This is a genomic window from Luteibacter sp. SG786 (assembly GCF_011759605.1).
Taxonomy (GTDB): Bacteria; Pseudomonadota; Gammaproteobacteria; order Xanthomonadales; family Rhodanobacteraceae; genus Luteibacter.
In genome coordinates this window covers 234290-252106 of record NZ_JAAOYX010000002.1, presented here as the reverse complement: position 1 = coordinate 252106, position 17817 = coordinate 234290, and the positions used below count along the sequence as shown (strand labels likewise).

The 17817-nt window shown below is 67.5% G+C and carries 16 protein-coding genes; 6 read left to right on the top strand and 10 right to left on the bottom strand.

Annotated features, from left to right (window positions below):
- Position 1 precedes the first annotated feature (1 nt).
- Both folK and FHS47_RS12940 read left to right on the top strand, forming a co-directional pair.
- Entirely contained in the window at positions 2-520 is a 519-nt protein-coding gene (folK, locus tag FHS47_RS12945) for a 2-amino-4-hydroxy-6-hydroxymethyldihydropteridine diphosphokinase (protein WP_167028510.1), read from the top strand.
- A 105-nt stretch (positions 521-625) separates the two neighbouring features.
- Positions 626-1480 (top strand): DUF6159 family protein, encoded by an 855-nt coding sequence (locus tag FHS47_RS12940; RefSeq protein WP_167028507.1) that lies wholly within the window; start codon positions 626-628, stop codon positions 1478-1480.
- Positions 1481-1544: 64 nt separating this feature from the next.
- On the opposite strand, the gene FHS47_RS12935 is transcribed toward FHS47_RS12940, so the two are convergent.
- Both FHS47_RS12935 and FHS47_RS12930 read right to left on the bottom strand, forming a co-directional pair.
- Complete coding sequence (locus tag FHS47_RS12935; RefSeq protein ID WP_167028504.1) at positions 1545-2282, bottom strand: pteridine reductase; 738 nt, start codon at positions 2280-2282, stop codon at positions 1545-1547.
- A 79-nt stretch (positions 2283-2361) separates the two neighbouring features.
- Positions 2362-3234: a hypothetical protein gene (locus FHS47_RS12930; protein WP_208381992.1), complete on the bottom strand. Its 873-nt coding sequence runs from the start codon at positions 3232-3234 to the stop codon at positions 2362-2364.
- Positions 3235-3383: 149 nt separating this feature from the next.
- Between FHS47_RS12930 and FHS47_RS12925 the strand changes: the two genes are divergently transcribed.
- Both FHS47_RS12925 and FHS47_RS12920 read left to right on the top strand, forming a co-directional pair.
- Positions 3384-5492 (top strand): TonB-dependent receptor, encoded by a 2109-nt coding sequence (locus FHS47_RS12925; protein WP_167028501.1) that lies wholly within the window; start codon positions 3384-3386, stop codon positions 5490-5492.
- Positions 5493-5711: 219 nt separating this feature from the next.
- Positions 5712-6905, top strand: coding sequence for an SAM-dependent methyltransferase (locus FHS47_RS12920; protein WP_167028498.1), 1194 nt, complete (start codon positions 5712-5714; stop codon positions 6903-6905).
- Between the two features lie 105 nt (positions 6906-7010).
- Here the strand turns inward: FHS47_RS12920 and FHS47_RS12915 are convergent, their stop codons facing one another.
- The 3 genes from FHS47_RS12915 to FHS47_RS12905 are packed head-to-tail and all read right to left on the bottom strand — an operon-like array spanning position 7011 to position 11322.
- The gene (locus tag FHS47_RS12915; protein WP_167028495.1) at positions 7011-8240 is read right to left on the bottom strand and encodes a multifunctional CCA addition/repair protein; all 1230 of its coding nucleotides are present in this window, start codon (positions 8238-8240) and stop codon (positions 7011-7013) included.
- A gap of 3 nt (positions 8241-8243) precedes the next feature.
- Positions 8244-9182 carry a complex I NDUFA9 subunit family protein gene (locus FHS47_RS12910; RefSeq protein WP_167028493.1) on the bottom strand — a complete coding sequence of 313 codons (939 nt, stop codon included), beginning with the start codon at positions 9180-9182 and terminating at the stop codon, positions 8244-8246.
- A 40-nt stretch (positions 9183-9222) separates the two neighbouring features.
- On the bottom strand, positions 9223-11322 hold the full coding sequence (locus FHS47_RS12905; protein ID WP_208381991.1) for a transglycosylase SLT domain-containing protein: 2100 nt from the start codon (positions 11320-11322) through the stop codon (positions 9223-9225).
- A gap of 146 nt (positions 11323-11468) precedes the next feature.
- Between FHS47_RS12905 and FHS47_RS12900 the strand changes: the two genes are divergently transcribed.
- Positions 11469-13106, top strand: a complete 1638-nt coding sequence (locus FHS47_RS12900) for a glycoside hydrolase family 17 (RefSeq protein ID WP_167028490.1) — start codon at positions 11469-11471, stop codon at positions 13104-13106.
- A 50-nt stretch (positions 13107-13156) separates the two neighbouring features.
- On the opposite strand, the gene FHS47_RS12895 is transcribed toward FHS47_RS12900, so the two are convergent.
- From FHS47_RS12895 to FHS47_RS12875, 5 genes are all read right to left on the bottom strand, one after another.
- Positions 13157-13552, bottom strand: a complete 396-nt coding sequence (locus FHS47_RS12895; RefSeq protein ID WP_167028486.1) for a hypothetical protein — start codon at positions 13550-13552, stop codon at positions 13157-13159.
- Positions 13549-14379: an endonuclease/exonuclease/phosphatase family protein gene (locus FHS47_RS12890; protein ID WP_167028483.1), complete on the bottom strand. Its 831-nt coding sequence runs from the start codon at positions 14377-14379 to the stop codon at positions 13549-13551. Before FHS47_RS12890 ends, FHS47_RS12895 begins: the two co-directional genes overlap by 4 nt.
- 84 nt (positions 14380-14463) lie before the next feature.
- The gene (locus FHS47_RS12885; RefSeq protein WP_167028480.1) at positions 14464-15111 is read right to left on the bottom strand and encodes a thiol:disulfide interchange protein DsbA/DsbL; all 648 of its coding nucleotides are present in this window, start codon (positions 15109-15111) and stop codon (positions 14464-14466) included.
- Positions 15112-15140: 29 nt separating this feature from the next.
- Positions 15141-16040 carry a thiol:disulfide interchange protein DsbA/DsbL gene (locus FHS47_RS12880; RefSeq protein WP_167028477.1) on the bottom strand — a complete coding sequence of 300 codons (900 nt, stop codon included), beginning with the start codon at positions 16038-16040 and terminating at the stop codon, positions 15141-15143.
- Between the two features lie 73 nt (positions 16041-16113).
- Positions 16114-16920 carry a c-type cytochrome gene (locus FHS47_RS12875; RefSeq protein ID WP_208381990.1) on the bottom strand — a complete coding sequence of 269 codons (807 nt, stop codon included), beginning with the start codon at positions 16918-16920 and terminating at the stop codon, positions 16114-16116.
- Between the two features lie 177 nt (positions 16921-17097).
- Between FHS47_RS12875 and yihA the strand changes: the two genes are divergently transcribed.
- On the top strand, positions 17098-17742 hold the full coding sequence (yihA, locus tag FHS47_RS12870) for a ribosome biogenesis GTP-binding protein YihA/YsxC (protein ID WP_167028473.1): 645 nt from the start codon (positions 17098-17100) through the stop codon (positions 17740-17742).
- Positions 17743-17817 lie beyond the last annotated feature (75 nt).

Sequence of the window (17817 nt, the reverse complement as noted above, 5' to 3'; positions counted from 1 at the left end):
CGTGGCACGCGCCTACCTCAGCCTGGGTTCCAACATCGATGCGGAGCACTGGCTCGGCCTTGCCGTGGCGGAACTGCGGGCGCGCTTCGGCAAGCTGGACGTGTCGCCGGTCTACCGCAGCGCTGCGGTCGGTTTCGACGGGCCCGATTTCCTCAATCTGGCCGTGGGTCTCGACAGCGACCTCGCTCCCGAAGCCCTGAACGACTGGCTGCACGCCCTGGAAGACAGGCATGGCCGTGTGCGCGGTGGCAGGCGTTACGCCAGCCGCACCCTCGACGTGGACATCGTCCTCTACGACGACCTCGTGCTGAGCGGCGAGGGCCACCTCCAGGTGCCTCGCGGCGAACTTCGCCATGCTTTTGTGCTGAAGCCCATGGCCGACATCGCGCCCGAGGTCCGCCACCCCGTCAGCGGGAAGACGATGGCGGAACTCTGGGCGGCGTTTCCGGCCGGGAGCGAGCCGCTGGCGGTGGATGAGGGGTGCTCTGCTTCGATAGGAGCCGCCATGGCGGCGAAGTAATTTGCCGAAAGGCCCATCGGCACCGAACTGTGGGAGCCGGCAACTGGCGGGCCACCGGCCAAGATGCTACAACGCGTCCACATCGGACCATGGGGAAGCAAGGAAATGGGTAAGTTCGGACGCAGTTGGGCGCTGATGAAGGCCAGCGCCAATATCCTTCGCCAGGACAAGGAGCTGATGCTCTTTCCCTTGCTGGCGGGCCTGGCATCGCTGATCGTGATCGCCACCTTCGCATGGCCGGTCTACACCCTGTTCGCGCACCATCAAGCGGATTTCGAAGGCCAGCGCCGGCACGTCTCGCCGTTGTTCATGCTGGTGAGCTTCCTGTTCTATTTCGTGCAGTACGGCGTGGTGATCTTCTTCAACGTCGCCCTGGCCTCAGCCGCGCTCATTCGTCTGAACGGTGGCAACCCCACGCTCGGCGACGGTATGCGCACGGCGATGGGCAAGCTGCCCAACATCATCGGCTATGCGCTCATCGCCGCGACCGTCGGCATGATCCTGCGCGCCTTGCAGGAACGCCTCGGCTTTGTCGGGCGCATCGTTGCGGGCGTGCTCGGCTTCGGCTGGACGGTCGCGACGTTCCTCGTGGTGCCGGTGCTCGCGGCGCAGGACGTGGGGCCGGTCGATGCCGTCAAGCGCAGCACTTCGCTGCTCAGGCAGACCTGGGGCGAGAACCTGATCGGCAATGCCGGCATCGGCCTCGCCGGCGGCATTCTCACCTTCTGCCTGATCTTCGCCAGCGGCGTGCTTTTCTTCGCCGCCGCGGCGACGCACTCCGTGGCGCTGATGGTCATCGTCGGTGTCGTGGCGGTGATCGCGCTGATCGCCCTCAGCCTGTTCCAGACGGCGATGCACGGCGTGTACTCGGCCGCGCTCTACCGCTTCGCGGAGGAAGGCGATCCGGGCCAGGGTTTCGACCGCGCGCTGCTCGAATCGGCGTTCCGTCCGAAGAACTGAAACACGCTCCAGGGGGAGCACCGGAACCGTCGGCGTGCGGGCTCGCACGCCGACGGGGCCGCGATCAGATCGTCAATGCGCGACCGCCGTCCACGCGGACGACCTGGCCGGTCGTGTAGCGCGCGTCCAGCAACAGCCAGCGAACGGCCTCAGCCACGTCCTCGGGTTCGCCCTTGCGTCCGAGCGGCGTTTTCGCGATGAGGCTTTCCGCCGCTTCCTCTGGCTTGCCCGAGGCGGGCCACAGGATGGCGCCGGGCGCGACGGCGTTGACGCGCACCTCGGGGGCCAGTTCCTTCGCCAGCGACAGGGTCAGCATGGCGAGCGCGGCCTTGGCCATCGAATACACGGTGTGCCCGGCGAGCGGCCGTTCCGCATAGATGTCGACGATGCTGACGATGGCTCCGCCGGTCTCCTGCAGGGCCGGCGCCGCGGCCTGGGCAAGAAAGAACGGCGCCCGCGCGTTGGCCGAGAACAGGTCGTCCCAGTGCGCCGATGTCGTCTCGCCGATGGGCGTGGGATAGAAGGCCGAGGCGTTGTTCACCAGTCCGTCCAACCGCCCGAAGCGTTGCACCACCGCTTTGATCAGCGGGTGAAGCGCCGCGTCGTCGTCGAGCGCCGCCGGGAATGTGGCCACGCTGCCCGCCCGCACGGCATCGAGTTCGCGCGCGAGCGCTTCGGCGTCGGTACCGGAATGGCGGTAGTGGATGGCGACCGAGCAGCCCGCCGCATGCAGGCGCCGGACGATGGCGGCACCGACACGGCGGGCACCGCCGGTGACGAGGACGACCGGGGACGGATTCACGGCAAGCTCCTTTTCGCAACGCGCACGAGCTTGCCGCAAACGGTGCCGCGCGTCACGTGGAAGCCAACAAGGTTAACGTTCAACCCGCCTTGCGGCGTCTGGCCACGGTTTTCTTCGCGGCAGCGGCAGGTGCGACGGCTTTCGTCGCCTTCTTGCGCGCGGCGGTCTTCTTGGTGGTCGTCTTCCTGGCCGCTGTCTGCTTCACCGTCTTTCTGGCCGTCGTCTTCGCTCTGGCCTTCGGGGTCGATGCGCTTTCCGCCGCGCGCGCGTGCCCGCCGGACGCCTTCGCCGCGGCGCGGCTCTTTCCTGACGCGGGCGCGTCGCCATCGTCGATGTGCACCTCGCCGCTGAAGAGGTCGATCGCGGTTTTCGCCACCTGCCCGGTGTCGTAGTACGCATAGGCACCTACACCGAGCGCGCCGACGATCGGCAGCCAGCGCGAGACGCCCTTGCCGACCGCACGCTTGGACACGCTGACGCCGATGCGGCCTGCCACGCGCTGCAACGCGCTGGTGGCTGCGGTGCGGAACACGAGGCGGTCGCCGACGCGAATGGCCACGTCGCGGAACGCCTGGGCGGCGGTATGCCGGAACAGGCACCAGAGCATCTGTTCGCGTCCGAGCGTGGCGGTCTTCCCGTACGCGGCGGCAATGTCGCTGACCAGCTGGCCCTGGATGCGCCAGATCGCCACCAGCTCCGGAAGCACCGTGAGCCAGCCCAACGGGCCGGGCGGCAAGGCGAGCGAGCCCGCCGTGATCGCCGCCTTGTTGGCCGCGGTGCTTGCCAACTGCCGGCAGGTTTCCTCGGCGGAGCCCTTGCCGGCACGAGGCACCTCGCTGTCCGGGATGCGGCTGACGAATTCGAGGATCGCCTTCGCGACAGGACTGTCGCCGCGGTCGGCACTGACGGGAACGATCTCCTTCGATGTCGAAGCCGGATCGCGTTTTGCCATGTCGTTACTCCGGATGCGAATGCGTGGACATGGTCGCCGCCGTCGCGTGATTCGTCCATGAAGCGCCGGACCTGCCCGCGCCGAAAGCGAGGCGAAAGCTTCGCTCTCCAGACTAATTGATACGTTATAACATTTTACGAAGTGAGCCCATGACTCCCGTTCGCCTCGCGTCCTGCATCGCCCTCGCACTCCTGGCCGCCGCCGCCCATGCGGACGACGCCCCGCCGCAGAAAGCCACCAACCTCGGCGAGGTCGACGTGACCGCGCGGCTGGACGAGGCGCGCAACAGTCTGTCGCCCGATACCGGCAGCAGCCAGTACGTGATGGACCGCCAGACCATCCAGGCCCTGCCGCTGGGAGACTCCACGCCGCTGAACCAGGTGATCCTCCAGGCACCGGGTGTGGTGCAGGACTCCTACGGACAACTGCACGTGCGCGGCGACCACGCCAACCTGCAATACCGCATCGACGGCGTGCTCATCCCGGAAAGCATCGGCGGCTTTGGCCAGACCCTGGATGCGCGGATGATCCAGAACGTGAAGCTGCTCGACGGCGCCTTGCCCGCACAGTACGGCGAACGCACGGCGGCGATCGTGGACATCACCACCCGCACGCCCTCGAAGGACGGCATCGGCGGCAGCGTGGGCGTGACGGGCGGCCAGTTCGGCACATTGAATCCGAACGCAACGCTGTTCGGGCGAAGCGGTGCCTGGAGCTGGTTCCTCACCGCCAACTATCTCGAGAACGACGTCGGGATCGAGAACCCCACGGCAAGCCGCAAGCCGATCCACGACCATACGAACCAGGTGAAGGCGTTCGGCGATGTCTCCTACCTGATCAACCCCGATACGCGCCTCAGCTTCCTTTTCGGCGTCACCAACAACCGCTTCGAGATACCGAACAACCCCGGCCAGGAACCGGCGTTCGGTTATCTCGACGTGACGAACTTCGATTCGGCGCAGTTGAACGAGCGACAGCACGAAAAGACGCGCTTCGGCGTCCTCAGCCTCCAGGGCAAGCTCGGTGACACCGCCTACCAGGTATCGGCCGGGCAACGGTACAGCGGTCTGACCTTCACCCCGGACGACATCGGCGACCTGATGTTCAACGGCGTCGCGTCCGACGTGCGTCGCGCCAACCGTGCCAGCACGTTGCAAGCCGACTTCGCCACCCCGCTGGGCGACAACCATACATTGCGCTACGGCATGTATGCGTCGTTCGAACGGGCGAGCGCGACCAACGATGCTCTCGTCTTTCCTGCGGACGCCGACGGCAACCAGACGTCGACCACGCCGCTCTCCATCGTCGATGCCAGCCGCATCCTCGCGCGCACCTATGCGCTCTACCTGCAGGACGAGTGGAGCATCGGCGAGAAGTGGACAGTGAACTATGGCGTGCGCGCCGACCGCTACGACGCCTTCCGTCCCGAGAGTCAGCTCAGCCCGCGCGTGGGCCTGGTCTACCAGCCCACGGACAGCACGACGATCCACGCGGGCTATTCGCGCTACTTCACGCCGCCTGCGTCGGAGATGATCAGCCCGACCTCGATCGCGAAGTTCGCGGGCACCACCAACGCCTTGCCGGACAACGGCAACGATACGCCGCTGGCCGAGCGTTCCAGCTACTACGATGTGGGGATCTCGCAGAAGATCGGCACTGCCTGGACCGTGGGGCTCGACAGCTACAAGCGCAACGTGTCGCGCATCCAGGACGAGGGTCAGTTCGGCACCGCGCTGGTGTACTCCACGTTCAATTACGACCAGGGCAAGGTGAAGGGCGACGAGTTCACGCTGAACTACGACGGTGGCGCGCTCACCGCGTACTTCAACTTCGCGTACAACCGTTCCGTGGGCAAGCGCATCATCACGGGTCAATACAACTTCAGTCCTGACGACCTCGCGTATATCCAGGATCATTTCATCCACCTGGACCACGACCAGAAATACACCGCGTCGGGCGGCATCAGTTACGCGATCGACGACGACACGCGCATCGGGGCGGATTACCTCTTCGGCTCGGGCCTGCGCCGCGACGGTCTCGTGCCCAACGGCGACACGATGCCGGCGTATTTCCAGATGAACTTCAGCCTCTCGCACGACTTCCACCTGACCCCGGCGGGCGCCACGCATACGCAGCTGGCATTGGTGAATGCGTTCGACCGCACGTACGAACTCCGCGACGGGTCGGGCATCGGCGTCGGGGCGCCCCAGTTCGGACCGCGCCGGGGCGTGTTCCTGTCGCTGCAACAGGATTTCTAGAACGCCGCCGGGAGGGGGCGGTACTTCTGCCAGATGGCGGGCTCTGTGTGGGAGCCGCTTCAGCGGCGATGGGTGCTCGCGGCACGCATGCCCGCTGCCGCGGGATCGCCGGCATAGCCGGCTCCCACAGGAGCTGAGGCCAGGCCCTTATCGGTGGGGCTTGACGCTGTGCGGGCCACTATCCGTTATCCTGCGGGTTCGATCTCGAACACGCACGGCATGAACCCGAAACTCCCCGAACCCGCCGCCGACGAGCGCGCCCACTCCGACCACCTCGCGGCCCTCCTTCGCGAGGAAATCGCGGCCCGGGGGCCGATGCCTTTCTCGCGCTTCATGGAGCGCTGCCTCTACGCCCCCGGCCTCGGTTATTACAGCGCCGGCAAGGCCAAGTTTGGCACCGAGGGCGACTTCGTCACGGCCCCCGAACTGGGCACGCTCTTCGCACGGTGTGTTGCGCGCGCCTTCGAACCGGTGCTGGCCTCGCTGGGTCCTCAGGCCGACTTCCTTGAACTTGGCGGCGGTACCGGTGCCTTCGCCGAAGCCGCCTTGCTCGCGCTCGACGCCGCCGGCCGCGCACCGCGCCGTTTCATGATCCTGGAACCGAGCGCCGACCTGCGCGAGCGCCAGCGCGAGCGCCTTCGCGAAGCATTGCCGCCCTCCCTGTTCGCCCGCGTGACATGGCTCGACGGCCCGCTCGAAACGCCATGGGACGGCGTGCTGTTCGCGAACGAAGTCATCGACGCCCTGCCTACCACGCGCTTCACTACCCGCGACGGCGAGGTGTACGAGGAACACGTGGTGCTGGACGGCGACGGGAGGTTCGTTCGCAGCGACCGGCCGGCGGACAGTCTGGTGGGCGGCGCGGTGCGCCATGTCGAGCGCGACCTCGGCCGCGAGTTCGAGGCGGGGTATCGCAGCGAGATCCTGCCGCAGTTGCCGTACTGGGTGCAGGCGGTGGCCGGTACGCTCCAGCGCGGCGCCATGATCTTCTCCGACTACGGTTATACACGCGGGGAGTTCTACCTTCCCGAGCGCACGGATGGCACGCTGCGCGCGTTCTATCGTCACCGCACGCACGCCGACCCGTTCCTGTTGCCGGGCCTGCAGGACCTCACCGCGTCCGTGGATTTCACCGCCCTTGCCGAAGCGGGCAACAGCGCCGGCTTCGGTGTCGCCGCCTATATGCCTCAGGCGCAGTTCCTTATCGCCTCGGGCATGCAGGAATTCTTCGAGAACGATTACCTCGCCCTCGACGACGAGGCAGCCCGTTACCGGCTGGCGCAGGAAGTGAAAAAGCTCACGCTGCCCGAAGAGATGGGCGAGCGCTTCCAGGTGATGATGTTCGCCAAGGGCATCGACGCCGCGGCGCTGCCTGCCGACGTGATGGCAGCGGACCAGGGTTCGCGGTTGTAGCTTTCGCCGAGCTGTGGGAGCCGCTTCAGCGGCGATCCCGCGGCAGCGGGCACGCTAGCCGCGAGCACCCATCGCCGCTGAAGCGGCTCCCACACAAAACCGAGGTTACGGAGCAGGTTTGGCCACCGAGGCGATGGCCTTCATCTGCGCCTTCTTCATGGCCTCCCCAATCGCAGGCCCTTCGAGGCCTTGCTCCACGAAGGGGCGTGACACGACCGACGCGGCGGCCTCGCGACACGCGCGCAGGAAATCGGCCTGCGGATAGCTGGCGTCCTCGCTGCCCAAGCGTCCGCGCTTGTCGGCCATGCAGGCGAGCAGGAAGGTTTCCAGCCGCGCGGGGCGGCGCAGGGCGCCCAGTCCTTCCAGCAGGCGCAGGATCGTCGACGGTTTCAGTTCGAGTGCCATGTGCGCGTTGAGGTGGTGTTTGCACACCATCTCCGCCATGAACGCGTAGTCAACCGGCACCTTCAGCCGCGCCGACATGGCCCGCACCGGCTCGATGCCGCGCTGCTCATGCATGATGTGCCGTGGCAGGATGTCCTGCGGCGTGAGCGCCTTCCCCAGATCATGCGTGAGCGCGCACCATCCGACCAGCGCATCGCCGGGTGCGAGTCGCGCCGCGGCATCGAGCACCAGCTCAACGTGCACACCCGTGTCTACCTCCGGATGGAACTCCGGCCTCTGCGGCACGCCGTACAGCGCCTCCACTTCCGGAAAGAGCACGCGCAACGCGCCGCTTTCGCGCAGCACGCGCAGGAAGGCCGACGGCATGGGTTCGGCGAGCGCCTTTCGCGTTTCCGCCCACACGCGTTCGGGAACCAGATGGTCGATCTCGCCGTCGTCCACCATGCGCCGCATGAGCGCCATGGTCTCGTCGGCGACGGTGAAGCCCAGCGGTGCGTATCGTGCGGCGAACCTCGCCACCCGCAACAGGCGCACCGGGTCTTCGACGAACGCGTCCGACACGTGCCGCAGCGTGCGGCTTTCGATATCGCGCACGCCGCCGAAAGGATCGACGAGGGTGCCGTCTTCGCGCTGCGCGATGGCGTTGATGGTCAGGTCGCGGCGCTCCAGGTCCTGCTCCACCGTGACCGACGGGTCGGCATGGAACGCGAATCCGTGATAGCCACGCCCGGTTTTCCGCTCGGTGCGCGCAAGCGCGTATTCCTCCTTGGTCTGACCGTGGAGAAACACGGGGAAATCCTTGCCCACCGGGCGGTAGCCGGCTGCGAGCATGTCTTGGGGCGTGGCACCCACGACCACCCAGTCGCGGTCGGTCACGGGGCGCCCGAGCAGTGTGTCGCGGACGGCGCCGCCCACCAGGTAGATATCCATGCGTCAGGGCCGGCGTCGTGCACGCGCCGCGTCGAGGCGTTGCTGGCGCACGGACGGTCCGAGCAGGCGCGGCAACCACGCGGAGAGCCGCTGCGGCTGGATGCCGAGTTGTGCCAGACCGTCGGTGTGGCCGACGGAGTCGGTGAGCAGCGAGCGGAAGTTGTCGGGACTGAACGGCTTGCCGGGCACGAACTGCGCCACCTGTGCCTGCACGCGTCCCAGCATGTCGGGCATGGGGAGCACGGCCCGGCGGCGGCCCCGTGCATCGCGGATGGCGCGCACGATGTCGATCAGCGTCCAGGTTTCCGGACCGTAGAGCTCGTAGGTGTGCAGCAGGGACGCGTCGTCGGACACGCAGCGTGCGATCGCCTCCGCGACATCGCCGACGTACACGGGTGCCATCTTCGCTCCAGGGCGGGGTAGCGGCACCACTGGCGACATGCGCAGCAGGCCGTCAAAGCGCGAGACGAGTCCATCCCCGGGGCCGAAGATCGTGCTTGCCTCGTAGATGGTCCAGTCGAGCGTGGACGCCTTGACCAGTGCTTCCGCTTCACCCCGCGAGCGCAGGTAATGGGAGGTCCCCTTACCTGCCTGCAGCGAACTCATAAGGTGTAGCCGATGCACGCCGCTATCGACGCAGGCTTCCACCACCAACCGGACGAGATCGACGTGGGCGCGCTGGAACGTGTTGCGGCCGCTTTCGTTGAGGATACCGACGAGGTGGATGACCGCATCTGCGCCGGCGAGATATCGGCGCAGCGTGGGCGGATCGTAGATATCGGCAGTGGCCACCGTGACGTAGCGGCCCACCGTGCGCTGTCGGTGAACTTCCCGGTTGCGGGACAGCAGCAAGAGGCTATGCCCATCGGCGGCAAGCCGGGGCACGAGAACGCCCCCGAGGAACCCGGTGCCGCCGAGGATGACGATGCGTTGCGACTTCATCCGCGAAGCGTAGGCTGCTTACCTTGCCACGCCAAGCCCGTCACTGGCGCGGCTCGTCCGGGCTGGGCGCCGACGAGGCGGCGGCGGGTGCCGGTTCGACGGCGGCCGGCGGAGAGGGCGGCGTGGGCTTCGCCACGGCGGGCGACGGGCAGCTCACGGGCTTGCGCACCGCGCCGCTCGTCGGCAATGCATAGGCACTGCCGATCGGCGTCATGCGGCTGCTGAGCGACAGCGCGTTGCCGTTGAGCCGCCAGTCGTAGATCACCGCGAACGCCATCACGCGGGCCACATACTCGCGGGTCTCCTTGAACGGAATGCTGGCGACGAAAAGGTCCGGTGCCAGTCCGCCCCGCGCGGCCACCCATTGGTCGACCCTGTTCGGGCCGGCGTTGTAAGCGGCGCTGGCGAGCCAGGGAGCGCCGTTGTATCGCGCCGCCATCTGGGCGAGGTAGCGCGTGCCCAGCACGATGTTCGTCGTCGGCTCATACAGGCTCTCGCCGCCGCTCCAGGCAAGGCCGTTGCGCCGTGCCACCAGCTCCGCCGTGCCCGGCAACAGCTGCATCAGGCCGCGCGCGTCGGCACCGGAACGCGCGTCGCTCATCCAGGCGCTCTCGGCGCGGATGATGGCGTACGCCCAAGGGGCCTCGATGCCCGCCTGGCTCGACTGTTCCACCACGCCGTCCTGCCGTGCCAGAGGGAAACGCTGTTCGTAGAGGCGCAGCGCGTCGCCGGACGAGAGTCCGAACACGGCGCGGTCGTACCAGCCCTTGCGGAAGGCGAGGTCGGCGGCGAGCCGCCGGGTGTCGCTGTCGCGGCCGGCCAGCGCGGCGGCCCACTCCCGCCGGGCGAACTTCTGCAAGCCCACGGCGTAGAGTTCGAAGGCGCGATCGAGCCCCGGGTCCGAAAGGAGCGCGGCTTCGCGGGTCTCGTCCGTGGCCATGCTGGCAGGGCAGATGGCATAGGCGGCGTTGACGCGGTCGGCGGCCAGGAAACCGAAGTACGTGGCTTCCTCGGCCACGGAACGGAACAACGCCTGCGCCTGTTCCTCCCGTCCGAGCTTCGCGAGCACCACGGCGCGGAAGTAGCGCCACTCGCCGTCGTCCTTCTGCGCCTCGCCCAGGGCGTCGAGCGCGGTCAGCGCGGCTGGCCAGTCTTCGCGGGCGAGCGCCACGCGCACGCGCCACTCCCGGGTGGCGTCGGTTTGCGCACCCGGGGCGAGGGCGGCCAGACGGCTGAGCGCCGATTCGTCGAAATCCGTGGCATGGAACAGCGCCAGGGCGTTCTCCACGGCACCGCGCTGCTGCTCGCTGAGCGTGAAGCGTGGACCGAGCGACTGCCAGGCGGCATCCGCCGCGGTGGACTGCTTGCGTGCCATGCGTTGCAGGGCCAGCGTCAGTGCCTGCCGGTGACGTGGCGTATCGGGCCAATCCGAGGCGTCGCGCAGGGCGCCGGCCGGATCGTTGAGGGCCTGGCCGATGCGTTTGCCCGCGGGGGCGTCCGACGGCGGCAGCCACGGAGCGAGAGAGGCCACCGTGCCGCCCTTGCCGGCTTCCGCGGCGCTCTGGATGCGGGCCCAGAGCCGATCGGCCGTGAGCAGGCCTTGGTCGTGCGCGGCGGCGATGACCGGGTCGCAAGCATTGGGCAGGTTGGGCTTTTTCCACAGGTCGGCGAGATCGCGCTCGAACACCAGCGGTTCGTTGCGCGCGAGCCGGGCCTGCAAGGCGAAACAACTCAGGCTGTCGCCCAGGCCCGGTTGGTACATCGCGGTGAAGGTGGTCCAGTCCTTGCGGCGCGCCAGTTCGCCGAGGAAGTCGCGGCGAAGGTCGGCGGCGGGAATCAGCCCGGGATACTTGGTGAGATAAGCCTCAACGCGCGCGCGGTCGAGCGTGCGCAGATCGTGCTCCAGCGCGGCGGCTTCCAGATAGGGGAAGAGAACGTACTGCTCGAGGCCGGTGGCTTGCGCGCGCCATGCGTCGCCCCCTTGCTGCGCGGCGGCGTACGCCTGGCGGAAACGGGCGCGCTCGGCATCCGTGCCCACCGCCATCGCGGCGGTCGCCAGGAGTCCGGTGGCGGCGAGGGCGATGCAGGCCAGGGTGCGGAGGGAGCGGGCGGCGCGTCGCGATGCCGGAGCAGCCATCATCGGGGTTCCTTCACGAAGACATGTCGGTCCATTGTAGGGAACAGCTCGCGCAAGTCGGATGAACGAAGGACTTCGGGGGTATTCGCCCTCGGCGGCGCCGCCCGCTAAGCTTGCGGCGCTTTCCCCTTGCTTCCGATTGGACCGGCATGACGCCCCACACCTCGTATGCGCGGCTTGCGCGACCGCTAGCATGGATCGTCCTGGTGCTCGCCGCCGTTTTCGGTGCCGGCTACTGGTGGTCGCTCGGCCGACCGGTGCCCTTGCCGGATTCGCCGACCACCAGGATCGCCTGCGTATCGTATGCGCCGTTCCGTTTCGACGGCGAGACGCCCTTCGATCCGCACGCCTTCGTATCGCCCGAGCGCATCGATGCGGACCTCAAGGACCTGTCCACCCGTTTCGACTGTGTGCGCACGTATTCGATGGGGCAAGGGCTTGGCGCGGTGCCCGAGATCGCCGGCCGCTATGGCATGAAGGTGCTGATGGGCGTTTGGCTCGGGCGCGATCTCGCCGCGAACGAGCGGGAGATGCAGCTCGCGATGGCATCCGCGAAGAAACACGCCGCCAACCTGCGCGGCATCGTCGTGGGCAACGAGGTGCTGCTGCGCGGCGAACTGACCGAGAAGGCGCTTGCGGGCTACATCGCGCGCATGAACGCGGCCACCGATGTGCCGGTCACCTATGCGGACGTGTGGGAGTTCTGGCAGCGCCATCCTGAGCTCGCCAAGGTCACCGACTACGTCACGATCCATATCCTTCCTTATTGGGAAGACGAGCCGGTGGCCCCGGCGCAGGCCGTTCGTCATGTCGCCGATGTCTACCAGCGCATGAAGGCCGAGTTCCCGGGCAAGGCGGTGATGATCGGCGAGACGGGCTGGCCGAGCCAGGGACGCACGCGTCGGCAGGCCAGCGCCAGTCTGGTGAACGAGGCCCGCTACATGCGGCAGTTCCTCAACTACGCCGCGACTGTCGACATGCCCTACAACGTGATCGAAGCCTTCGACCAACCCTGGAAGCGTGACCTCGAAGGCACGGTGGGTGGTTATTGGGGCATTTTCGACGTGCAGGGGCGGCCGAAATTTGCCATGACCGGTCCGGTGGTCGAAGAGCCGCGCTGGGCGTGGGCCCTGGGCGCGGGCGGGGTGCTGGCGATCGTCTTCCTCGTGGCCGGTGCATTCCGTCGCCGTTGGCGAGGCGTGGCGGGGTGGATATCCCTGGCGTTAGCCGGCTTCGCGACCGGAACGGCGCTCGCCGCGCATGCCCGGCTGCTGGAATTCGCTTGCCGCAACCGGCTGGAATGGACCGTGGGCATCGCTGTCGGAGTGGTCGGGGCCTGGACCGCGCTGTCGCTGGCACGCGCCATCGCATCGCGCCTTGCGGCACCCGTGAATCCCGCGGAAGTCGCGCCGACGCCTGCGGAGCGGCGACTCCTGGGCATCGCATGGACGGATCGCTTCACGCCGCAGCGCTTCTTCTGGATGTTCGTCCTGGCGCTATACGGCATCCTCATGGTTTTCAACGGCCGCTACCGCGACTTCCCCATCGGACTGTTCGCGATGCCGGCTGTCGCTTTCCTCGTGCTTGCCCTGCTGCGCACGCGCGAAGACCCGCTGAAGCCCCTGTTGGAAGAGCGGCTGCTCGCGGTCTGGCTGGTATTGCTGGGGGGTGCGGTCGTGGTGCAGGAAGTAGGCGCAAACGCCGTCGCATGGGGCTGGCTGCTGCTGAACGTCGCCATGGCGTTGCCGGTGCTGCTGGCGTGGCGCCGAGCTGGCACATCGCGTTAGAACACTGAGCTTTGTGTGGGAGCCGCTTCAGCGGCGATGGAAGCTTGACGCTACCTTCCCGCTGCCGCGGGATCGCCGCTGAAGCGGCTCCCACCGGACTGCACGCGCACCAGGCGCAGCGTGCCCACCAGCAACGCGAGCGCGCCGCCTTCGTAGCAATACAGTTGCAACGCGATGACGCCGAGGCACACAGCCAGCACGGCGGCGAAGGCGTGCCGCCAGAACACCGCCAGCAGTGCGGCAAGTACCGCCGCGTAACCGTAGCCGTAAGAGAGAAAGCCTTGTACGACGAGGTTACGTGTGGCGCACCACCACGGCCCCGTCTGGACCTCGCACGCGTGCGCGATATGCGGGGGCTCGACAAACCCATAGCGCACGACGCTTGCCGCCAGTGCCACGCCGACGATGACGGCCCAGGGCAGGGCGGTTCGGAAGATGGATTTCATGTGCGTGGAGCGGCCTCGTCCGTGGTTGCCGCGCCGGCGGCCTGCGCGAGGGAGAGCGGCAGGCGGATTTCGGCGGCGAGGGGCAGATGATCGGAGAAAGCGCGAGGCAATGTCCACATCCGGTCGAGCTTGATGTCGGCGGACGTGAGGATGTGGTCGAGTGCGCGGCGCGGTTTCCAGCTCGGGAAGGTGGGTGTCGCCACCGAGGGCGGTTGCAGCGCCGTTCGTGAGAAGAGTTGCCGCATCTCGGTGCTGCTGGGCTCGGTGTTGAGATCGCCCATGAGCACGGCGTGCGGGTAGGGCGCGAGCAATTCCCCGATGAAAGCCAGTTGCCCCATGCGAGCGGCGGCACCGAGCGAGAGATGGGCGATGACGACCACCAGTGCTTCCGTGCCTTCGCCGAAACGCACGAACAATGCGCCTCGCCCCTTGATCCGGCCGGGCAACGGGTAGTCGATGACTTCGCTGGGCTCGATACGGCTGAGCAACCCGTTTGCCGAATGCGCCACCCGCGCCATCGGCCGGTTCGGTTGGTGGCTCCAGTACGGCATGCCCGACGCTTCCGCGATATAGCGCGTCTGGTTGAGAAAACCCGAGCGCAGGCTGCCCGCGTCCGCCTCCTGGAGGCCCACTACATCGAATTCATGGAGCAGTTCCGCCAGCGAATCCAGGTTTGCCAGTTTCGACCGGCCGGGCAGCACGGCGTTGACGCTGCGGGTGACATAGTCGCTGTACCGCTGGACACTCGCGCCGGCCAGGATGTTGCAGCTCAACAGACGCAGCGTGCGTTCCGGAGCGGTGAGGATGTTCGGCTTGGCGAGCGTCATGGGTGCTGCGTCTGTTCTCGGCTGGCCCAGGAGGCCAGAGGATGCCCCCCGCCATGTGAACGGGGGGCATCGGTCGGGGGCGGATTACTTCCCGCCCTTCAGTTCCTTGTCCACCAGGTACTTGGCGACACCGTTGAGTTCGTCGAAGTCCTTGATCTGGGCGCTGCGATACTTGCCGTTCACCACGAGGGTGGGCGTGCCGTCGATGCCCCAGCCCTGGATCAGCTTGCCGTCGGCGAGGATGCGCTGGCGGATACCGTCGTCCTTGGTGGCCAACGCCACGAACTTCGCCTTGTCGACGCCGTAGTTCGTGGCATACCAGTCGGCAAGCTCGTCGATGGTATGGATCGGATAGTGGTCCGTATGGATCGCCTTGAACAAGGCAGCATGGGCCTTCTGCGCGACACCGAGCTTCTGCGCCGCGTAGTAGGCCTGCGCGTAGGGCAGCCAGGCGTCGTTGAACGCTGCGGGCACGACGCGGAACGTGACCCCCTTGGGCAGCTGCTTCTGCAACGCCTCCGCATACGATTCGTAGTGTGCGCAGTGAATGCAGCCGTACGAGAACACCTCGACGACTTCCATCTTGCCGTCCTTCGGATCGAGGCGCTGCGGCGTGGTGGTGGCCACGTACTGCTGGCCTTCGGTATAGGTGGCCGCGCCATCGGCGGGACGCGCGCTGCACGCGGCAGTCAGCGCAAGGCCGACGAAGAGGAGCGAAAGACGCTTGAACATGGATATCTCCGGCTTGGGACGAATCGCGGTCACTTGCCCGCGGCTTCCTTGGTGACGAGCCACTGGGTGAGTTCCACGGCCTGCGGGTAACCGCCGGCGCTGTTCGGGGTGAGGCGGTACTTGCCGTTCACCACGATCGTGGGCGTGCTATCGACCTCATAGGCGCGGATCAGTTCATCGGCGCGCTTCATCTTCGTGTTGATGGTGAAGGAGTTGGCAGTGGCGACGAATTCGTCCGGTTTGACGCCGAACTTCGCATAGAACTTGGCGACGTCGTCGATCGTGGGCCAGGCGGCGGGCGGCTTCGGCTTACCGGCCTTCTGGTCCATGATGCCGAGTTCGCCACTCTTGAAGACGGCGTCGAACATGGCGTCGTGGCTCTTCTGGTCGACGCCGAACGCCTGCGCCGTGAGGTAGGCGCGCTGCAGCAGCGGCCAGTTCTCGTCGGGGCGGAACGATGCCGGCGTGTAGGTCATCACCGTGCCCTTGGGCAGGCTCTTCGCCAGTTCGTCCACGATGCCGTGGAACTGGAAGCAGGCCGGGCAGCCGTACGAGAACACCTCGGTGACCTCGATCTTGCCCGGGGTGCTCGTCGGCTGGGCGGGATCGATGCGGAAGTAGTGCTTGCCTTCCACCCACTTGCCGTCGTCGACGAAGGGCTTCGGCGCGGGGCGCTTGTCGTCGGCATCGGCCGCCGGGGCGGACGCGGTCGGTGCTGCCGCGGTGCCGGTCGTCGCGGGAGCGGCTGTTGCGGCGGTGGATGCGGCGGCGGGGGGCGTGGCGGTCGTCGCCGGCTGCGCAGGGGCGGCCGGCGCCGTCGTAGCGGTGGATGCCGCGGCCGGGGCGTTCGCGGCCGTGTCGTTGTTGCCGCCGCTGCAGGCGGCGAGGCCGATCAGGGTGGCGCAGAGGAGGGGAAGGCGCATACGCATGGGGGGTCCTTTTCTTACCTTCTTAAACAGGAACGGGCCCGAAGGCCCGTTCGATCGTCCAACTTTAACGCCTTCAGGGCGTGGCCGGCGCGGCAGCGGCCGGTTCGTTCGTGTGCAGGCCTTCGAGATAGCTCGCCACGGCGGCGATGTCTTTCTCGTCGAGCTTCTGCGCGATGCCGGCCATGATCTTGGTGTGCGGGTCGTCGCTCTGCGTGCCGTTGTCGTGCCAGCCCTTCAGGCGCGCCTCGACGTACTTGGCGTGCTGGCTGGTGACCTGCGGGTAGTGGGCGCCCGGGTTGCCGCGGCCGTCCGGGCCGTGACAGGCCATGCAGGCCGGAATGCCGCGGTCGGTGTCGCCCTGGCGGTACAGCGTCTGTCCCTGCTCGACCAGGGCCTGATCGGCCACGCCGGGCAGGGAGGTCTTGGTGGCGAAATACGCCCCGAGGTCGTTCATGTCCTGCGCGGACAGCGGCTGCGCGAAGCCCATCATGATCGGGTTCATGCGCTTGCCCGACTTGAAGGCGGCCAACTGCGCGGCGATGTATTGCTCGCTCTGACCGGCAAGGCGCGGGTATTGCGGATCGGTGGAGTTGCCGTCCATACCATGGCAGGCGCCGCAGACAGCGGCCTTGCCCTGGCCAGCCGTGGCGTCGCCCGGCTTCAGCGCGGCGGTGGCCTCGGCACCGGCCGGTGCGGTGGGCGTCTCGGCCTTCGGCATGCCCGGCGTGGCCGGATCCGTGGCGGCGTTCGCACCCGGCTTGGCTTCGGCGGTGGCGGGAGCCGGCGTGGATGCCGGCTTCGCAGGGGCGGCGGTCTGGGCCGCAGCTGCATTCATGACGAGCAACGCGGTGATGGCAGCGGCGGCGTGCCGAAACTTCATAAGTCTCTCCAAAGGGGAACCTTCCGGACCGGGGCGCGCTCCCTGCCGCGCCTCAACCAAAAGATTATGGCGGGCGCGAGAGAGCCCGGTCAAACCGCGTCGGCAGGCGCGCCGCGACCCGATCGCATACACTCCCCGACCTTCGTTATCGATGCACCCCAGGCGCTTTACGTACCCATGTCTTCGAATCCCCTGAACGGCGCGCGCTTCGTCCTTGCCGCCCATGAAATCACCCAGCTTCCCTACGACCAGGGGGCGGAGGTGGCCTTCGCGGGGCGGTCGAACGCCGGCAAGTCCAGTGCGCTGAATGCGCTGACGGGGCACAACGGCCTGGCGCGTACCTCGAAGACGCCGGGCCGCACGCAGCTCATGGTGGTGTTCGATCTGCCGCCGCTGAAGGTGGAGGGCGCCGCGCCGCTCGATGCGCGCCTCGTCGATCTTCCCGGCTACGGCTACGCCAAGGTGCCCGAAGCGATGCGCCAGCACTGGCGGGGCGAGATCGACGCGTATCTGAAAATGCGCCGAAGCCTCCGCGGCATCGTCCTGATCGTGGACATCCGTCACGAACTGAAGGATTTCGACCGCACGATGCTCGAATTCTGCGCGGCCACCGAGCTGCCGTGCCACGTGCTGATGACGAAGGCCGACAAGGTGTCGCGCGGCCAGGCGTCGACCGCGCTGGAGGCGCTGCGCAAGGACTTCCGCAAGAACGGCGTACCCGGCACGGCGCAGATCTTCTCTTCCACGGCGAAAACCGGCGTGGACGAGGCACGTGCGCGGATCATGGAACTCCTGGCGACCCCGCGGCCCCACGAGTTGTAGGAGCGAACCCTGTGGGAGCCGGCTATGCCGGCGATCCCGCGGCAGCGGGCAGCCTTGCCGCAAGCACCCATCGCC